Source organism: Alienimonas sp. DA493 (assembly GCF_043951915.1).
Classification (GTDB): domain Bacteria; phylum Planctomycetota; class Planctomycetia; order Planctomycetales; family Planctomycetaceae; genus Alienimonas.
This window is the reverse complement of the sequence record NZ_JBINJD010000110.1, coordinates 1-17,168: the sequence shown is the minus strand read 5'-3', so window position 1 is coordinate 17,168 and position 17,168 is coordinate 1. Positions and strand designations below refer to the sequence as shown.

15 protein-coding genes are annotated in these 17,168 nt (G+C 70.1%); 5 read left to right on the top strand and 10 right to left on the bottom strand.

From position 1 onward, the window contains the following. Nucleotides 1-524 (top strand): diacylglycerol kinase (locus tag ACG2DA_RS15810; protein ID WP_395256755.1); only part of this gene is annotated, 524 nt, incomplete at its 5' end. A 44-nt stretch (nucleotides 525-568) separates the two neighbouring features. Here ACG2DA_RS15810 and ACG2DA_RS15805 read toward each other — a convergent pair. The 5 genes from ACG2DA_RS15805 to ACG2DA_RS15785 are packed head-to-tail and all read right to left on the bottom strand — an operon-like array spanning nucleotide 569 to nucleotide 6,790. Next, entirely contained in the window at nucleotides 569-1,075 is a 507-nt protein-coding gene (locus tag ACG2DA_RS15805) for a hypothetical protein (RefSeq protein WP_395256754.1), read from the bottom strand. A 24-nt stretch (nucleotides 1,076-1,099) separates the two neighbouring features. Further along, nucleotides 1,100-2,656: a SpoVR family protein gene (locus tag ACG2DA_RS15800; protein ID WP_395256753.1), complete on the bottom strand. Its 1,557-nt coding sequence runs from the start codon at nucleotides 2,654-2,656 to the stop codon at nucleotides 1,100-1,102. A 60-nt stretch (nucleotides 2,657-2,716) separates the two neighbouring features. Beyond that, nucleotides 2,717-3,829 carry a DUF444 family protein gene (locus ACG2DA_RS15795; RefSeq protein WP_395256752.1) on the bottom strand — a complete coding sequence of 371 codons (1,113 nt, stop codon included), beginning with the start codon at nucleotides 3,827-3,829 and terminating at the stop codon, nucleotides 2,717-2,719. Between the two features lie 46 nt (nucleotides 3,830-3,875). Then, nucleotides 3,876-4,748: a Uma2 family endonuclease gene (locus ACG2DA_RS15790; protein ID WP_395256751.1), complete on the bottom strand. Its 873-nt coding sequence runs from the start codon at nucleotides 4,746-4,748 to the stop codon at nucleotides 3,876-3,878. After that, on the bottom strand, nucleotides 4,745-6,790 hold the full coding sequence (locus ACG2DA_RS15785; protein ID WP_395256756.1) for a PrkA family serine protein kinase: 2,046 nt from the start codon (nucleotides 6,788-6,790) through the stop codon (nucleotides 4,745-4,747). Before ACG2DA_RS15785 ends, ACG2DA_RS15790 begins: the two co-directional genes overlap by 4 nt. Nucleotides 6,791-7,442: 652 nt before the next feature. On the opposite strand from ACG2DA_RS15785, the gene aroB reads away from it, so the two are divergent. Beyond that, complete coding sequence (gene aroB / locus ACG2DA_RS15780; RefSeq protein ID WP_395256750.1) at nucleotides 7,443-8,525, top strand: 3-dehydroquinate synthase; 1,083 nt, start codon at nucleotides 7,443-7,445, stop codon at nucleotides 8,523-8,525. Between the two features lie 64 nt (nucleotides 8,526-8,589). Here aroB and ACG2DA_RS15775 read toward each other — a convergent pair whose 3' ends face one another. The 5 genes from ACG2DA_RS15775 to larB form a co-directional block, all read right to left on the bottom strand. Further along, the gene (locus tag ACG2DA_RS15775) at nucleotides 8,590-9,966 is read right to left on the bottom strand and encodes a hypothetical protein (RefSeq protein WP_395256749.1); all 1,377 of its coding nucleotides are present in this window, start codon (nucleotides 9,964-9,966) and stop codon (nucleotides 8,590-8,592) included. Between the two features lie 63 nt (nucleotides 9,967-10,029). Further along, entirely contained in the window at nucleotides 10,030-11,862 is a 1,833-nt protein-coding gene (locus ACG2DA_RS15770; RefSeq protein WP_395256748.1) for a protein kinase, read from the bottom strand. A gap of 165 nt (nucleotides 11,863-12,027) precedes the next feature. Continuing rightward, nucleotides 12,028-12,942: an NAD(P)H-hydrate dehydratase gene (locus ACG2DA_RS15765; protein ID WP_395256747.1), complete on the bottom strand. Its 915-nt coding sequence runs from the start codon at nucleotides 12,940-12,942 to the stop codon at nucleotides 12,028-12,030. Next, complete coding sequence (locus ACG2DA_RS15760; RefSeq protein WP_395256746.1) at nucleotides 12,939-13,196, bottom strand: TfoX/Sxy family DNA transformation protein; 258 nt, start codon at nucleotides 13,194-13,196, stop codon at nucleotides 12,939-12,941. The genes ACG2DA_RS15765 and ACG2DA_RS15760 overlap by 4 nt, the downstream gene beginning before the upstream one ends. Before the next feature lie 39 nt (nucleotides 13,197-13,235). Then, the gene (gene larB / locus ACG2DA_RS15755) at nucleotides 13,236-13,928 is read right to left on the bottom strand and encodes a nickel pincer cofactor biosynthesis protein LarB (protein ID WP_395256745.1); all 693 of its coding nucleotides are present in this window, start codon (nucleotides 13,926-13,928) and stop codon (nucleotides 13,236-13,238) included. Between the two features lie 55 nt (nucleotides 13,929-13,983). On the opposite strand from larB, the gene ACG2DA_RS15750 reads away from it, so the two are divergent. The 3 genes from ACG2DA_RS15750 to accC all read left to right on the top strand — a co-directional run bounded on the left by ACG2DA_RS15750 (nucleotide 13,984) and on the right by accC (nucleotide 17,108). Further along, nucleotides 13,984-15,105 carry a M24 family metallopeptidase gene (locus tag ACG2DA_RS15750; protein ID WP_395256744.1) on the top strand — a complete coding sequence of 374 codons (1,122 nt, stop codon included), beginning with the start codon at nucleotides 13,984-13,986 and terminating at the stop codon, nucleotides 15,103-15,105. Between the two features lie 22 nt (nucleotides 15,106-15,127). After that, nucleotides 15,128-15,694, top strand: coding sequence for an acetyl-CoA carboxylase biotin carboxyl carrier protein (gene accB / locus ACG2DA_RS15745; protein WP_395256743.1), 567 nt, complete (start codon nucleotides 15,128-15,130; stop codon nucleotides 15,692-15,694). Between the two features lie 73 nt (nucleotides 15,695-15,767). Then, nucleotides 15,768-17,108: an acetyl-CoA carboxylase biotin carboxylase subunit gene (gene accC, locus ACG2DA_RS15740; protein ID WP_395256742.1), complete on the top strand. Its 1,341-nt coding sequence runs from the start codon at nucleotides 15,768-15,770 to the stop codon at nucleotides 17,106-17,108. The last annotated feature ends 60 nt before the right edge of the window (nucleotides 17,109-17,168 follow it).

The window sequence follows — 17,168 nt, the reverse complement described above, 5'->3', positions numbered from 1 at the left end:
CGGAGGCCTCCGGCGGGCCGGCGCCCGCGGGACCGGCGCCCGTCGTCCCGCTGCGGGGCGACGCCGACGGGGCCCTCGACCGGCCGTCCCGACCGCTGTCGCGGCGGATCGCGGCGGTGCGGAAGCTGCACGGCGTCCGCCGTCGGGCGACGTGGCGGCAACGGCTGATCGAAGCGGAACGCGGGCTGGTGCTCGGGTTCCGCCGGGACGGCGTGCTCGCCGGGCACCTGTTCGTGCTCACCCTGGCCGTCGCGGCGGGGGTGGTCTTCGAACTGAACACCGCCCGCTGGTGCGTGATCTTCCTCGCGCTCTCCGGCGCGATGGCCGCGGAGCTGTTCGGGCAGGTCATCGCCGCCCTCGCCGCGGCGGTCGTGCGGGAAGAGGACAAGGATTCCGAACGCACCGCCCAACTCGCCGGGGCGGTGCGACTGTGCTCCGCCGCGGTGGCCGTCGCCGCCTGCGGCGCCTGCGCGGCGCTGGTGGCGGTGTTCACCCCCGAGGTCGTCGAGTCACTCGGCGGGTGAGGGCGTGCGGGCGAGGGCGGACGGGCGGCGACCGAGCGCCCGCCTCAGGGGATCGTTTCCACCGCGTCCCGCACGAGCCGCTTCAACACCTCCCGCGTCAGCGGCACGTCCTCCCGGGTGCGGGAGACCCCCGGCTCCGTGCGGTAGCGGGCCAGGGTGAACGCCCCGGCGCCCGACGCCGACAGCATCACTTCAAAGTAGCTCGTCGCCCCTGCGTCGCGGGTCGGCGGGACGCTGCGGATTAATAATTCGTCGTTTTGCGGGTCGTACTCCAGCGGGCCGAGCCCTTCCAGTAAATAGGTGACCCGGGCGCACAGGTCGCGGCCCCATTGCTCCAGCGTCGCCTGATCCGCCCCCGCCAGCGACGGCACGTCCAGCGAGAGGTGCGACAGCGCCACGCCCAGCGTCTCCGCCGCCGCGAGGTGCACGTCCACGGTCACCCCGTCGTCGGCGGTCAGCAGCAGCGTGCCGCCGGCCGCCCCGCCCCCCGCCCCGGCGAGCATCCGGGCGAGTTGCGAATCGATCTGTTGCGGCAGGGTGGCGGCGCTCATCGGAACGGGCGAAAAAGGGGAAGGTCAGCCGCCGCGGCGGGCGTCGCGGCGACGGATGCGGGGGCCCTTCGGCGTGACGTCGAACTCCCCGCCGTCGCAGAACATGACCGCGGGCTGCTCGTCCACGATCGTCTCCAGATTGACCGGACGACCCCACAGCTCCGAGAGGTTCGTCAGCGTGGCCTTGGCCCAATCCTGCCGCAGCTCCACGCCGCCCCAGTCGTGCCCGAGCAACAATTCGCCGCGGTTGCGGTAGTTGCCGTCCAGCACGCGAATCACCGGCCTCCCGTGGTTGGTCAGGCTGGTCAGCAATTGCTGCTTGATCTTCTCGAACTCGCGGGAGGCGATCTCGTAGTAATCGGTCGAGTCGTTGTAGGCGAAGCTGAACATCTTGTGCTTCGCGCAAAACTCCGGCGTCAGGAACTCCTCGATAAAGGTGACGTCGTTGTGCACCCGGCGGACCTCGAAGATTTTTTCCCGGCCCAGCCCCAAGTCGCGGTCCCAGTTCTCCTTGGCGACGCGGTCCTCGCAGGCGTCCCACTCCGGGCCGAACTGCCCCTTGTTCCAGCGCTCCTCAATGTCGCGGAACAGCTCGATGCCCAGCTTGTAGGGGTTCAGCCGTTGCGGGCTGGTGGCCATCGTGCCGCTGTGGTGGTCGGCGTAGGTGACGACCTCCGACGGATCGAGGGCGAACTGCGTCATGATCGTGGTGTGCCAGTAGCTGGCCCACCCCTCGTTCATGATTTTCGTCTGCCCCTGCGGGTAATAATAGTAGGCCTCGTCGCGAATGATCGACAGCACGTCGTGCTGCCAGTCCTTCAGCGGGGCGTGGTCCAGCAGGAATAACAGCACGTCCCGCTCCGGCCGTTCCGGGAAGTGGCGGGCGTCGCGGGCGGCCTCGTCCTTCTCCCGGCGTTCGCGGGCGCTCTCCTCCAGCGCCTCGGGCGGGTTGACGAAGTCGTCCATATACCCCTTCGCCTCGAACCGGTTTGGCGGGGGGGCCGTCTCGCGACGCTTACGGGCCTGCTCCGCCTGTCGGGCGATTTCTTCTCGGGGCGTGGCGAAGGGCAGGTGCGGGTCGATCAGGTCTTCGACGCTCAGGCAGCGGTCGATAAACTTTTCGACCTCCTCGTAGCCGAACCGGTCGACGTAGCGATTAATCCGGGCGGCGTGATTCGCCATCTGGTCGAGCATCCGCCGGTTCGTCTTGGAGAACCAGGCGTTGCACTTAAAAAAATCGCAGTGCCCGTAGACGTGGGCGATGACGAGCTTCTGGTCCGCCAGTTCGTTCGCGGTCAGCAGATAGGCGTAGCACGGATCGGTGTTGATGACCATCTCGTAGATTTTCGAGAGACCGTAGGAGTACGACTTCATCATCTCGTCGTACTCCGCCCCGAACCGCCAGTGCGGATAGCGGACCGGGAACCCGCCGTAGGCGGCGAGCATGCTCATCTCGTCGTAATCGACCATTTCGAACACCGTGTCGAAAAAGTCGAGCCCGTACTCCGCGGCCTTCGCCTCGATGGAGTCCTGCAGCGCCTTGATCTCGGCCGGCAGCGGGCGGTGGGTGGAGAACGGCATCTTAGAAGGTTCTCCCCGGGGTCGGTCGCTGGTTCGGTCCGTCGGTCGTGCGGGGGGCGTTCATCGGCCCGTCCCCAGAAAGTCTTTGATGGAGTCGAAGATCGCGTCGCGGTTTTCGATCTCGCTCAAAATCAGCTGTTCGTGGTCGGATTCGACCCGGCGCAGTTCGCGGATGAAATCCCCGCTGCCGTAGGGACTTTCCACCTGGCCGTAGCAGAACAGGTTGCAGTGCGGGAGGATGTCGTCCGCCAGTTTGGCGAGGCAGTCGGCGTTGTCCTCGCCCCAGTTGTCGCCGTCGGAGAACTGGAAGGCGTAGACGTTCCACTGGTCCGGCGGGAAGTCGCGGGCGATGATCTTCTCGCAGGCGGCGTAGGCGCTGCTGATCCGCGTGCCGCCGCTCTCGCGGGTGCGATAGAAGGTGTCCTCGTCCACCTCGTGGGCGACGGCGTCGTGGACGACGTAGCGGCGCTGAAGGCCGCCGTACTGCTTTTTCAGCCAGGTGTCGATCCAGAACGCCTCGGTGCGGACGATGCCCTTCTGCTCGTCCGTCATGCTGCCGGAGACGTCCATCATATAAATGACGGCCGCGTTCGCCTGCGGCTCCGGGCGGGTGGTCCAACTGCGGTACTCCTCGTCGTCCCGCACCGGCACGACGACGGGGTTCTTCGGGTCGAACTCCCCGGCCGCGATGCTGCGTTTGAGGGCCCGCTTATAGGTCCGCTTGACGTGCCGGAGGCTGTCCGGGCCGGTGCGGCGGACGCTGTTGTAGCGGTCCTTCGAGGAACTAATCTCGTCCTTGCCCTTGGGTTCGATATTGGGCAGTTCGAGGGCCTCGCCGAGCATGTCGGCGAGTTCCTCCATCGTGAGTTCCACCTCCCGGATGTGGCGGCCGGGCTCGTTGCCGGCGGTGCCGGGACCGTCTCCCTCGCCGGGGCGGCCGCCCTTGCCGATCGGCTGACCCTCCTCGCCCTCCCCCTGCCCGACGCCCCCGCTGCCCTTTTTCCCGTGGCGAAAGTGGGGGATCTGGATGTTGGGGACGGGGATGGAAACCGTCTCCCGCCCCTTGCGTCCCAGCATCTCCCCCTGGGTCACGTACTTCTTCAGGTCGTCGCGGATTTTGCCCCGGACGATCTTTTTAAAGCGTTGCGAATCGCGGTCGATGGCGCGGGACAAGGATCGAACATCGGGGCAGGAGGGCGAAACGGTTGACGCGGTCGTCTTACTCTTCGGCGGCGGCGAACAGGGCGGCGACGTCGCAGGTCAAGGACGGCCAGGTTCGGGAGGTCGCCTCGTCGCCGGGGCGGAAGACGCCGTGTTCGCGGTATCGCGTCGAGTCTTGCCCGTCCGATAGGGTCAGGACCGTGACGCGAGGATCGGCGGGATCGGTCGCGTCGACGATCCAATACTCGCCGATGCGACCGGCGGCATACTCCGCACGCTTGGTCACATAGTCGCGTTCGACGCTATTGCGGTCGGGGCTGACCACCTCGACGACGATCAAAACGTCGTCGGGACTCGGATATCCGCGCCCTCTCTGGGTTTGCGGTTTTAGGACGAGCAGGTCCGGCTCCCGGTTTCTATTCGCCGGGAGTCCGCGGACCGTCAGCTGCCCTGAGCGGACAAAACCGGCTCCCGTCGCTTCGCAAAATCCGTCGAACAACTTGAAGAGGAAGTGGTGGAGGTCCGCGTGAACGAAGTCCGGCATTGCGTGAAAATCCAGAACCCCGTCGACGAACTCGACCGTGCCTTCGCAGGCGGCCTCAACCTCGAAGTATTCCTCTTCAGTCCAGGCCCCCTGCCGCGGGTAGGCGAACTCAGCGACCTCCCACGTCGGCTCGCCGGGGGCGGAAGCCCGTCGAACCTCGCCGTGAAAGTCTAGGAAGCCGCCGACGAACTCAACGGTCCGATCGCTCAACGACCGCACACGGAGATACTCTTCCTCCGTCCAATCGCCCTGCCGCGGGTACATCCTCTCCGCGATCTCCCACGTCGGCTCGCCGGGGCGGGACGTGACGGACGGCAGTCCGTCTTCCCGCTCCTGCCAAGCTGAGCGGGCAGGGGAGCGACCGGAAGGAGTGAGTAGTCCGCTCATCGATCGTCCCCCTTGGCGTCGCCGCGGGCGAAGATGCTGGCGACGTATTGCAGCACGTCCGTGGCGCTTTCGTCGTCGTAGCCGAAGTCCCGGATCAGCCGGGCCTTCACCACGTCGATCTTCTCCTGCGTCGCCTCGTCGACGGTGTTGGAGACGATCGACGACAGCTTGATGCTGTCCTTCTGGTCTTCGAACAGCTTCATTTCGAGGGCCTTTTGCAGGCGCTCGTTGGTGCGGTAGTCGAACCGCTTGCCGTCCAGGGCGAGGGCGCCGATGTAGTTCATGATCTCCCGGCGGAAGTCGTCTTTGCGGGCCTCCGGGATGTCGATGCGCTCTTCGATCGAACGCATCAGGCGCTCGTCCGGCTGCTCCTCCTCGCCGGTGAACTTGTTCTTGACCTTCTCCCGCTGGGTGTAGGCCTTCACGTTGTCGATGTAGTTGCCGCAGAGCCGGGTGAGGGCCTCCTCGTCGGCGGCGATCGCCCGCTGGACCTCGTTTTTGACGACGTCGGTGTACTCCTCCTTCACCACGCTGATGAGGTGCCGGTAGTGCTCCCGGGCCTCGTCGTCGGGGATCAGGCTGTGGTGCTTCAGACCCTCCTCCAACTCCCGCAGAACCATGAAGGGGTTGAGGCTGGTGCTCTCCGCGTTATTGACCAGCGCGTTGCTGATCTTGTCCTGCACGTAACGGGGGGAAATGCCGTGCAGGCCCTCGTGCTTGCTCTCCCGGCGGAGCTGCACGACGTTGTCCGAGGTGAACCCCGGCAGCGTTTTGCCGTTATAGAGCTTCAGTTTTTGCAACAGCGTGAGCCCGGCGTTGTTGGGCTGCTCCAGGCGGGTCAGCAGCGCCCACATCGCGGCGACCTCCAGCGTGTGCGGGGCGATGTGCTTGCCCTTCACGCGGCGGCCGTTGTAGTCCTTTTCGTAGATCTTCACCTCTTCCTTGAGGCGGGTGACGTAGGGGACGTCGATCTTGATCGTCCGGTCCCGCAGGGCCTCCATGAACTCGTTGCTCTGGAGCTTTTTGAACTCCGGCTCGTTCGTGTGGCCGATGATGACGGTGTCGATGTCCGTCTGGGCGAACTTCTTCGGCTTGATCTTGTGCTCCTGCGAGGCCCCCAGCAGGTCGTACAGGAAGGCCACGTCGAGCTTCAAGACCTCGATGAATTCGATCATCCCGCGGTTGGCGACGTTGAACTCCCCGTCGAAGTTGAACGCCCGCGGATCGGACTCGCTGCCGTACTCGGCGATTTTGCGAAAATTAATGTCGCCGGTCAGTTCCGTGCTGTCCTGGTTCTTTTCGTCCTTGGGCTGGAACGTGCCGATGCCCACGCGGTCGGCCTCGGAGAGCAGCAGGCGTTTGACGACGACGCTTTCCAGCACCTTCGTCCAGTCGCCGTCGGCCTCCGCAAGGCGTTCGCGGAACAGGAAGCGGCTCAGCGGGCAGACCTCGCCGGTGATCGTGACGTGGTGCGCCCCTTCCGGCTGGTCGGCGTTGAGCATCTCGCAGATCGCCTCCCGCTGGTCCTGCGGGATCAGTTGGAGGGGCTCGGAGTGCATCGGGTCCCAGAGGATCCGCTCCTCGCCGGTTTCCGGGTCCTTCTCCTTCCACCCGAAGGTGTACAGGGCGCCGGCGTCGGTGCGGCTGTAGCGTTCCAAGCCCTTTTTGAGCAGGGCGGCGATCGTCGACTTGCTGCTGCCGACGGGGCCGTGCAGCAGGATCACCCGGCGTTCGGTGCCGTAGCCCAGAGCGGCGGATTTGAGGGTGTTGACGAAGTCCGTCAGCGGCCGGGTCAGGCCGAAGATCGCGTTGCGGCCGCCGGTGTCAGGGTCGTCGAAGAAGCGGTAGCGGATCAGCCCCTCCTTCTCGTCGCCGACCGGGTAGGTGCCGTAGCTGACCACCATGTCGTACAGCCGCTGGTAGGCGGTGCGGGCGACGCTGGGGTTTTCGCGGACCAGGTCGAGGTAGTCCGAGAACGACCCCTGCCAGTGCACGTGGCGGTAGGCGTCGCGGGACTGCTCGGCCCCCAGTTTGGCGAGCATCTCCGACCCCCGCAGCGAGGCGGCGGCGGTCTGGTCGGGGGCGGCCTGATCGGCGGCGGGCCGATCGGGGGCGGCGGCGGCGGTCATCATGTCGGCCATAGGGTCGCTCCGTGGTTCCGAACTCGGGTGCGGTGGGATCGGCCGGGGGCGGGCGATTCGGCCGGGGGCGGGCGGCGGCGCCGGAAGGATTGCCGCGATGAATGAAGGCCGGCGGACGCGTCAGACGGCACGCGCGACGGCGGCGGGCGGGGCGGCGTTCTGGATTCGGGGGCGGAAGGTCCGACCGTCCGGTCCGCACATGGGTTCGCCCCGCACCGCACGAGGCGGGAGCGAGGCGGCGGGGGCCGGGGCGGCCGGTCGGGTTGAGAAACGTCGGGCGCCGGCGCCCGGGGCGGACGGCGTCCTCCGAGGCGGGCGGACCCGCGGGCGTCAAGTCCGGCGGGGCCGGTCTCGACGTCCGTCAGCCATTATCCCGCCCCCCGGTGGGGTCGCAAGGGGCGTCCGGGCCGGCGGGGCGACGGGAGGCGGAATGTTTGAGAACCTCCCGATCCGTCGTATCGTGCCGCTCCGCCCGGTTCCCGGGCGTTTCGCCGCACCCGTCGTCCGTCCGGTTTCCCCCATCGACGCCACCGCTTCGCCCGCCGCCCGCACCGTGCGCGTCTCGCCCGGCGGGCGCCCGGCGACGGGCTATGACATCCTCCTGCGGTCCGGCGCCCTGGCGGACGCCGCCCGGTTCCTCGCCGACCGCCTGCCGGACTGCCGGGCCGCCGTCGCGGTGACGGACCGGAACCTGCAACAGTACGCGGCGCCTTTCGCCGAGGCCCTGCGGGGCGTCGGGGTGGAGTCGAAGGTGCACGTCGTGGAGCCGGGGGAGAAGTCGAAGTCGCTCGAGTCGCTGCACGGCGTCTACGAGGCGCTGCTCGATCTGAAAGCCGACCGGCGGGCCTGCGTGATCGCGGTCGGCGGCGGGGTGGTGGGCGATCTGGCCGGGTTCGCGGCGGCCAGCTACATGCGGGGCGTCTCGCTGATTCAGGTTCCCACCAGTCTGTTGGCGATGGTCGACAGCAGCGTGGGCGGCAAAACGGGCGTGAACCTGCCGCGGGGCAAGAACCTCGTCGGGGCCTTCCACCAGCCCGCCGGGGTGCTGATCGACCCGGACGTCCTGCACACGCTGCCGGACCGCGAATATCACGGCGGGCTCGCCGAGGTGGTGAAGTACGGGGTGATCTCCGACGCGGCGTTCTTCGGCTGGCTGGAGGAGAACGCCGGGCCGATCCTCGATCGGGACCCCGCCGTGCTCGTCCCGCTGATCGCCCGCTGCTGCGAGTTGAAGGCCGCCGTCGTCGCCGCGGACGAGTTCGAAACGACCGGCGTGCGGGCCACGCTGAACTACGGGCACACCTTCGCCCACGCCTTTGAGAACCTCGCCGGCTACGGCGTGCTGAGTCACGGGGAGGCGGTGAGCGTCGGCATGACCTGCGCCGCCCGACTGGCGGTCGCCCGGGAGATGATCCCGCCGGACGTGCTGACCCGGCAGACGGCCCTGCTGGAACGGTTCAACCTGCCGATCGAGTTGCCCGCCGGCTGCGACTTCGCCCCGGACGCCGTGCTGGCGGCGATGCGGTCGGACAAGAAGAACGTCGCCGGGGCCCTGCGGCTGGTGCTCCCGGTCCGGCTGGGCGAGGTGCGGGTCTTCGCCGACGTGCCGGAAGAGCAGGTGACCGCGGCCCTGTAGGGTCCGCTTTGCGGACCGTCGCTCACCGTTCTTGGACAATTCTGAACGGTCCGCAGAGCGGACCCTACGGCAGCATCTCCCGCAGCGTTTCGGCGTCGTCGGCCTCGACGGCGGCGAGCCAGGCGGAGCGGGCTTGCTCCTCCTCCATCCGTTCCAGGAACCGCACGGCCGCGGCCCGGTCGCCGATCCGAACCGCGCCCAGCAACTCCCGCTGCCGGTCGTCGTGCAGCACGACGGAGCGGGCCGTCATCGCGTGGCCGAAGGGGAACGCGGCCGAGACGTCGAACCGGAACAGCGCCTCCGCGGTCCCGCCGTCAGCGGGCACCCCCGGATCAAGGATCGCCCCGTTCGTGGAGAGCAGCAGACCGGGCATGCGATGGCGGTAGGCGACCTCGCTGGCGGCGAACAGGCGGAAGAACGTCGGCCCGACCAACCCGCCGAGTTCCTCCCCGATCGCCTTCCCCGCCTCCTTCGGGTCCTCGGTTCCGAACCGCTCGGCAAGGACCCGGGCGCGGACCCGTTCGATCTTCGCCCACGGCGTTTCGCCGACGTACGTGCCGGGCTTGGGTTTCGGTCCGAACAGCAGTTCCCGGGCCCGCTCCGTCTGCTCCGCATCGAGGGGGCGGCCGTCGACGGTGATGCGGGTTCGCAGCAGTTCGTCGAGAAACGCCGCGACGGCCGCGTCTCTTTTCTCGGCGTCGATCGCGGCGGGGGCCCCGTCCGACGGCTCCGCCGCCTCCGGCAGGTTGAGGCCGTAGTCGGAGCAGACCTCCCGGAACGGCTCCAGGCTCATCGGGGCGTCGGTTGCGGCGACCGGTTCCGGCCTGGCGGCGAGGCCGAACCCCGCCGCCAGCAGATCGGCGGACCAGTCGTCGCCGGTCGTTTCGATCCACTCCACCAAGCCGGAGGCGTCCGTCCCGGCCGGCATGCCCTCCTCCAACACCGCCCCGGCCCACCAGGCGGCGAGGGCCACGCCGCGGCGGCGGGCTCGCTCCATCTTCAACGGCGACGTGCCGGCCGTCAGCGTTTCCCGCCAGCGGTACTCCGTCAGCACGCCGTACTCGATCACTTCGGCGTTGCGGACGAACCGGGAGACGCCCGTCTCCGCGTCCGGTTCGTCGTCCGGTTCGTCGCCGATGCGGAGGTGATCGGGCAGCGCCGCGGCGGCGGGGAACTCGCCGCGGGCGATCGTCGCCCCGGTTCCGTCCTCCGCCTCGGGGGCCGCGATGGGCCGGGGCCACTCCTCGGCGGGGGAGACGGCCGCGTCGCCGGCGGCCTGCCAGTCGGAGCGGTCGCCGTCGAACTCGTCGTCCTGCTGCACGGTGCGGGCGACGGAACCGTCCGGGCGGAAGGTCGTCTCCGCCCGGAACCCGCCCACGGGCGAACAGCCGGAGAGCGCCGTGAGCGCGGCGGACAGCAAACACGCGGTGCGGACGGCCATGGGAGCGGGCGAGCGTCGGGGGCGGAACGGGGCCGTCCACGGTGACGCCCGCGGACCGCCGCGTCACTCCCCTGCCGGGCCGGGGCTGTTCCGCCGGAGCGGACGCCAGCGAACGCTGCGGAAGGTCATCGCACCGACGTTGCCGGGCGAGCGCCGTTGCAACAGCAGACCGAGCGTCCCCCGGGCGGGCGTCTCGTCCAGGTCCGCCGTGACCGTCGGCACGCCGTTCACCCGGACGGAGACCGTTTCGCCCTCGGTGCGGATGTTGAGCACGTGCCAGCCGGGGGGCAGGCCGTTCTCGGCGGCGGCGGCCTGGGCGGCCTTCGCCGCCTCCGGCGTCGCCCGGATCGACTGCGGCGGGCGGTCCTCGGTGGTCTCCCCCTCCCAGACCTTCGACCACAGCGCCCCGTGCCAGCCGGGATCGGCGGGGGCGAAGTTCACCTCGGTCGTGCGGCCGCCCCGGCCGGGCGGGTTGCGGACGGTCACGCCGCTGCCGACGGCCCCCTCGACGCGGGCCGTGACCCGGAACTCGCCGTCGCCGAAGGTTCGCTTCGTCCGCAGTTCGCTGAACACGCCGTCGCCGTCCGGGGGGAAGCGGGCGTGCAGCACGCCGTCGCGGACGCTCCAGACGTCCGAGTCGCCGGTGGCCCAGCCGGTCAGATCTTCGCCGTTGAACAGCTCCTCCCAGCCGGCGTTCTCGTCCGCGGCCGCGGCGCCGGGGGGCGGCGGGCCGTTCGGGGACGGGGCGTCTCCGCCGCCGGGCGACGACGGGTCGGACGGTCGGCCGACCCGCACCTCCGCCACGTCGCCGGGGACGTCCACCGTCATCTGTTCCAGGGAGCCGTCCGCCGCCCGGTACACGATCGTCACCACGCCCAGCAGCACGAGCGCCGCCGCGGCGACCGCCAGCACGGCGCCGCGTCGTTTGAGGACCGGCGCCGCCCCGGCGGGGGCGCCGGCCGTGGGGGCGCCGGACGTCGGGCCGCGTTCCTGCGGGGGGGCGTCGCCCTCGAGGAACGCGTTCAGGGCGTCGCGGACCTCCGCCATGGAGCCGAACCGGTCGTCCGGGGTCCAGGCGGTCATCCGCCGCACGATCTCGTCGAGGGCCGGATCGACGTCGGGCCGCCGGTCCCGCAGCGGGACCGGCGTTCCGGCGAGCGTCCGCCGCATCACCTCCGCGGAGGTCTCCCCCTCGTACGGGCGGCGACCGGTCAGCAGTTCGTAGAAGATCACGCCGAGGGCGTAGACGTCCGAACGCGGGCCGACCTCGCGGCGGTCGCCGGCGATCTGCTCCGGCGCCATGTAGGACGGCGTGCCGAGGACCGCCCCGGGCGCGGTGAGGAGGTCGTCGGGCGGGGCGTCCTCCCGTTGCGTCCGCCCGCCGGGGCCGCCCGCGACGGTGTCGTTTTCGAGAGCGGGGGTCACGCGGCGGGCGAGGCCGAAGTCCGTGACGGCCGGCCGGCCGGCGGCGTTGATCAGCACGTTCGCCGGCTTCAGGTCGCGGTGGACGATCCCGTACGCGTGGGCGTGGGCCATCCCGTCGCTGAGGTCCCGGATCAGCCGCGCCGCCTCCCGCTCCGGCCGCGGCCCGGGGCGGGCGGCGGCGAGGTCCGGCCCCGGCAGATAGGCCATCGTGAGGTACGGCCGGCCGTCGATCTCGCCGGCGTCGTATACCGGGCAGAGGTTGGGGTGCTGGAGCTTCGCCGCGGCCCGGGCCTCCCGCAGGAACCGCTCCCGCAGCCGGCGGTCGTTCATGATCGAGGCCGCGGGCGTCTTCAGGGCCACGCTTCGGTCCAGGCGACGGTCCCGGGCCAGATAGACCGTCCCCATCGCCCCCCGTCCCAAGGTCCGCAGCACGTCGTACCGCCCGAACCGTCGCGGGAGGACGGGATCCAATTCCGAATGCGTCTGGTCCCCGCTTCCCGAAACGGTCGTCGGGAGGCGTTGAGGCGGCATGGACGGGAATCGGCGGATTAAGACGCGGCCAGAGTAGCACGCGGTCCCGGGCCGGGCACCGGGCGGTCCCCGAGGGCGGGGCGAAACCGCGCGGGGGCCGACGGCTCAGGCGTCGTCGCCGTCGGCCCGCTCATACGCCGGGTCCGCGAAGGCGCGGGCGAGGAACCGCGGCAGGTCGCTGGCGATCAGGCCCGGCTGGCTGAGGGCGGCGGCGGCGAGGTCGCCGGCCCGGCCGTGCAGGTGGGCCCCGCAGCAGGCGGCCTCGAACGGTTCCATCCCCTGTCCGATCAGGGCGGCGATCAGCCCGGTCAACACGTCGCCGCACCCGCCGGAGGCCATGCCCGGGTTGCCGGTGCGGTTTTCGAACAGCCGGTCGCCGTCCGTCACCAGCGTGCGGGAACCCTTCAGGAGCAGCACGACGTTGTGCTCCGCGGCGAACTTCACCGCGAGTCCCTCCCGGTCCGCCTGCACCTCTTTCACGCTCACCTCCGGGCCGAGCAGCCGGGCGAACTCGCCGGGGTGCGGGGTGAGCACGCGGGGGAAGTCGTTGTGCGGCTCCCAGGCGAGACCCTGCCCCGTGGAGGGATGACAAAGCGCGTTGAGCCCGTCGGCGTCCACCACGAGCGGCAACTCCCAGCCCGTGAAGATCAACCGGGCCGCGGTCTTCGCCGCCTCGCTCTGCCCCAGACCGGGGCCGACGGCAACGGCGTCCCAATCGCGGTCCGACAGTTCGTCGCTCCAACCGTCCGGGGCCGGGTCGGCGACGTGGCCGTCCTCCTCCGGCAGCGGGACCGTCATCAACGCCGGCTCGACGGCGGTGACCGCGTTCGCCAGCGACTCCGGGCAGGCGACCGTCACCAGCCCGGCCCCGCCCCGCAGCGCCCCCAACCCGGAGAGAGCCGCGGCCCCGGCCATGCCGCGGCTGCCGGCGACGATCAGCACCCGGCCGTAGTCCCCCTTGTGGCTGTCGGCGGCCCGGTCGGGGTGACGGGGAACGGCCGTGATGCGTTGGACGGTCATGAGAGCAGTTCCCCGGTTTGGTGCAGCAGGTTGTTGCGGCGGTCGGCGGAGATGTCGTGCGGCTCGGCGTTCGTCAGCGCCCCCTCGATCGCCCACAGCAGATCCTCGGAGGGGGCCAGCGCTCGCGCTTTCACCGCCATGTAGGCGTCCGCCGCCCCGGCGTCGCGGAGCGCCTCGGCGGAGTCGATCCCCGCCTCCTTCAGCATTCGCACGGCGGTCGCGTCGAGGTGCGGCATCGTCGTCAGGTCGCTCATCGGGTCACTCCGTCAGTCCACTCACCCCGTCGATCGATTTCACCCCGTTGGCGGCGTCGGCCCCCGCGTCATCAGGCCGGCGACGTAGGCCCCCTTGAACCCCCCGTCGATGTTCACGACCACCACGTTCGCGGCGCAGCTGTTCAACATGCCCAGCAGCGCCGAGAGCCCCCCGAAGTTCGCCCCGTACCCCACGCTGGTCGGCACGGCGACGACCGGACAGGGAAGATGTCCGCCGACGACGCTGGGCAACGCCCCCTCCATCCCCGCGACGACCACGGCGGCGTCCGGCCCCGTACCGTCGGGGCCGGCGAGTTCCGGCAGGCGTTCCGGCAGGCGGTGCGGGCCGGCGACGCCGACGTCGGCGATCAGCGTCGTCCGCACGCCCATCCACCGCAGCGTTTCGACCGCCTCCTCCGCGATCGGCCGGTCCGTCGTGCCGGCGGTGACGACCGGGACGAACCCGGTTTCCCGCCCCGCCTCGCCCAGCCGCACCGTGCGGGCGACGTGATTGACGACCGCGGAGGGAAAACGTTCGGCGAGGGCGGCCCGGGAGGCGTCGTCCACCCGCGTGGCGAAGCAGCGCTGCCCGGCCTCCTGTTGGGCGGCGAACACCGCGGCGATCTGCTCCGCGGTCTTGCCCTCGCCGTAGACCACCTCCGGGAATCCGCAGCGGGCGGCCCGGGCGAGGTCCACGCTGGCGTCCGGCGTTCGGGCGGTGGGAGATTGCATACTTCCATTGTAACGCGGGAGCCCCGCGGGACTCCCGCGTTACACTCCCCGCACGATGAACGACCCCAACCCTCCCTCCGGAACCTACGCCGCCCGCCGCGACCGCCTGCGGGCGGTTCTCGCGGAGCGACACCCCGACCTCGCCGCCGTGCTGATCGAAAGCACGGTCAACGTCCGCTACCTGACCGGGTTCACCGGCAGCAGCGCCCGCCTGCTGATCGGGCCGGACGTCGAACGGATCATTTCCGACAGTCGCTACGCCGCCCAGATCGAGCGGCAGTGCCCCGGTCTGGACGCGACCATCCGCACTCAGGCCGAGACGTTCGCCCAGTCCACGGCGAAGGTGCTGGGCAAGCAACGCGGGCCGGTCGCGGTGGAGGCGGAGCACATCACCCTCGCCGACTTCGAAACGCTCAAGGGCGCCGCGGCCGGCGTGCCGCTGCTGACCTCGGAGGGGTTGGTCGAGGAGCTGCGGGCGATCAAGGACGACTGGGAGATCGCCCAGATCCGGGCCGCCGTCGCCGCCGCGGAGGCCGCCTTCACGGCCGCGCTGGGCGACGTGCGGGGGGACGAATCGGAACGCGACTTCTCCTACCGCCTCGAAGCGGCGCTGCGGGAACGCGGGGCGACGGGCTTCAGCTTCGCCCCGATCGTCGCCGTCGGCCCCGGCGGGGCTCACCCGCACTACTCCGTCGGCGACCCCCGCGTCTCCGAGGCCGGCACACTGCTGATCGATTGGGGCGCCCGGATGCCCAACGGGTACGTTTCCGACCTGACCCGCACGCTGGTGACGGGGGAGGAGCCGGAGGAATTCCGCCGCGTGTACGACACGGTCAACGCCGCCGTGGACGCCGCCCTGGCCGTGTTGCGGCCCGGCGTGCCGCTGAAAGAGGTGGACGCCGCGGCCCGTAACGTCATCGAGGAAGCCGGGTACGGGGAGTACTTCGGCCACGGGACCGGGCACGGGATCGGGCTGGAAGTCCACGAGGCGCCGCGGCTGAGTTCGATTTCCGACGACGTGGCCGCCCCCGGCATGGTCGTCACCGTCGAGCCGGGCGTGTACCTTGCCGATCGGTTCGGCGTGCGGATCGAGGAGGACGTGCTGGTCACCCCCGAGGGGCGCCAGGTTCTCTCCTCCCTCCCCCGCCGCGAACCGGCTCGCCTGACCCCCGCCTGACCCGCCGCGGTTCCCGCCCCGCATGAGTGACGACGCCCACGACCCCGCCGACGACCGGGCTCCGGACAACGACTCGAACGACGCCGCAGACGCTTCCGTGTCGTCCGAGGGCGGCCCGTTCGATCTGCCCGCCGTCGAATCGCTGCTCGCGATGATGCAGCGGTTCGACGTTTCGGAGATCGACCTGAAGGGCGACGCCCAGCGCTGGCACGTTCGCCGCGGCGGGGCGGCCCCCGTTCCGGTCGCCGCCCCGCCCGTCGCCGCCCCGCCCGTCGCCGCCCCGGCCCCCGCCGCGGCGCCGGCGCCCGCCGCCCCCGCGCCCGAGGCCGCCCCCGCGGCGCCCGCCGCCCCGGCCGGCCGCACAATCGACAGCCCCACCGTCGGCACCTTCTATCCCTCTCCCAGCCCGGACGATCCGCCGTTCGTCTCGGTCGGCGACGAGGTGCAGGCGGACACCATCGTCTGTCTCGTGGAGGCGATGAAAGTGTTCAACCAGATCCCCGCCGACACGACCGGCACCATCGCCGAGGTGCTGGTGAAGACCGGCGACGCGGTCGAATACGGCACCCCGTTGTTCCGCCTCGCCTGACCGGCCGGCCCGCCCGGACCGCTCCGCCGCCGCAATCCCCTTTCGTCGACCGCCCCCGGGCGGGACGCCGCTCATGTTTCAACGTTTGCTGATCGCCAACCGCGGGGAGATCGCCCTGCGGGTCATCCGCGCCTGTCGCGAATTAGGGGTGGAGTCCGTCGCGGTCTACAGCTCCGCCGACCGCGACGCCGCCTACCTGGACCTCGCCGATCAGAAGATCTGCATCGGCCCGCCGGCGGCGTCGGAGTCGTACCTCTCGATCAAGCACCTGATCAGCGCCGCGGAGCTGGGCAACGTCCAGGCGATTCACCCGGGGTACGGCTTCCTGTCGGAAAGCGCCCACTTCGCGGAGGTCTGCCGGAGTTGCAACATCGCCTTCATCGGCCCGCCCGAAGAAGCGATGCGCAAATTGGGCGACAAGGTGACCGCCCGCTCCATCGCCCAGGAGGCGAAGGTCCCCACCGTGCCCGGCAGCGACGGGCTGGTGACGGACGAAAACAAAGCGGTCGAATTGGCGGAGCAGATCGGCTACCCGGTCCTGATCAAAGCCACCGCCGGCGGCGGCGGGAAGGGGATGCGCGTCGCCCGCAACGACATCGCCCTCAAGGCCGGTCTCAAAGCGGCCGCCCAGGAGGCCGAGAAGGCGTTCAGCAACGCCGGCGTCTATCTCGAAAAATATATTGAGAAGGCCCGGCACGTCGAGGTGCAGGTGATCGCCGACACCCACGGCAACGCCTTCCACCTGTGGGAACGCGACTGCTCCATGCAGCGCAAGCACCAGAAACTGGTCGAGGAGAGCCCGGCCCCCAACATGCCGGCCTCCGTCCGCAAGGACCTCTGCGCCGCGGCCGTCCGGCTGGTGAAGACGGCCGGCTATTATAACGCCGGCACGGTCGAGTTCTTATTGGACGTGCGGGACAACAAGTTCTACTTCATCGAGGTGAACGCCCGCATCCAGGTGGAGCACCCAGTCACGGAGTTGGTGACGGGCGTCGACCTCGTCAAAGAGCAGATCCGCGTCGCCGCCGGCGAAAAGCTGGACCTGAAGCAGAAGAACATCCCGGCGGACGGGGCCTCGATCGAAGTCCGCATCAACGCCGAAGACCCCGCCAACGACTTCCGCGGCTGCCCCGGCAAGATCACCGCCCTCCGCATCCCCGGCGGCCCCGGCGTGCGGTGGGACAGCCACGTCTATACCGGCTACACCGTTCCGCCCTTCTACGACAGCCTGATCGGCAAACTGCTGGTCCACCGCCCCACCCGCGACGAGGCGATCGCCACGATGAAGCGGGCCTTGGCGGAGTTTCACATTGAAGGCGTCAAAACGACGGTCCCGCTGCTGCGGGAGATCATCGCCAACGAAACCTTCCGCGACGGCACGATGGACACCACGTTCGTCGAACGGACGTTTTAACGGCCCGTCGGCGAGCGGTGGGCGTCAGCCCTCCGTGTGTTCGGGCGTGTGCGATGACAC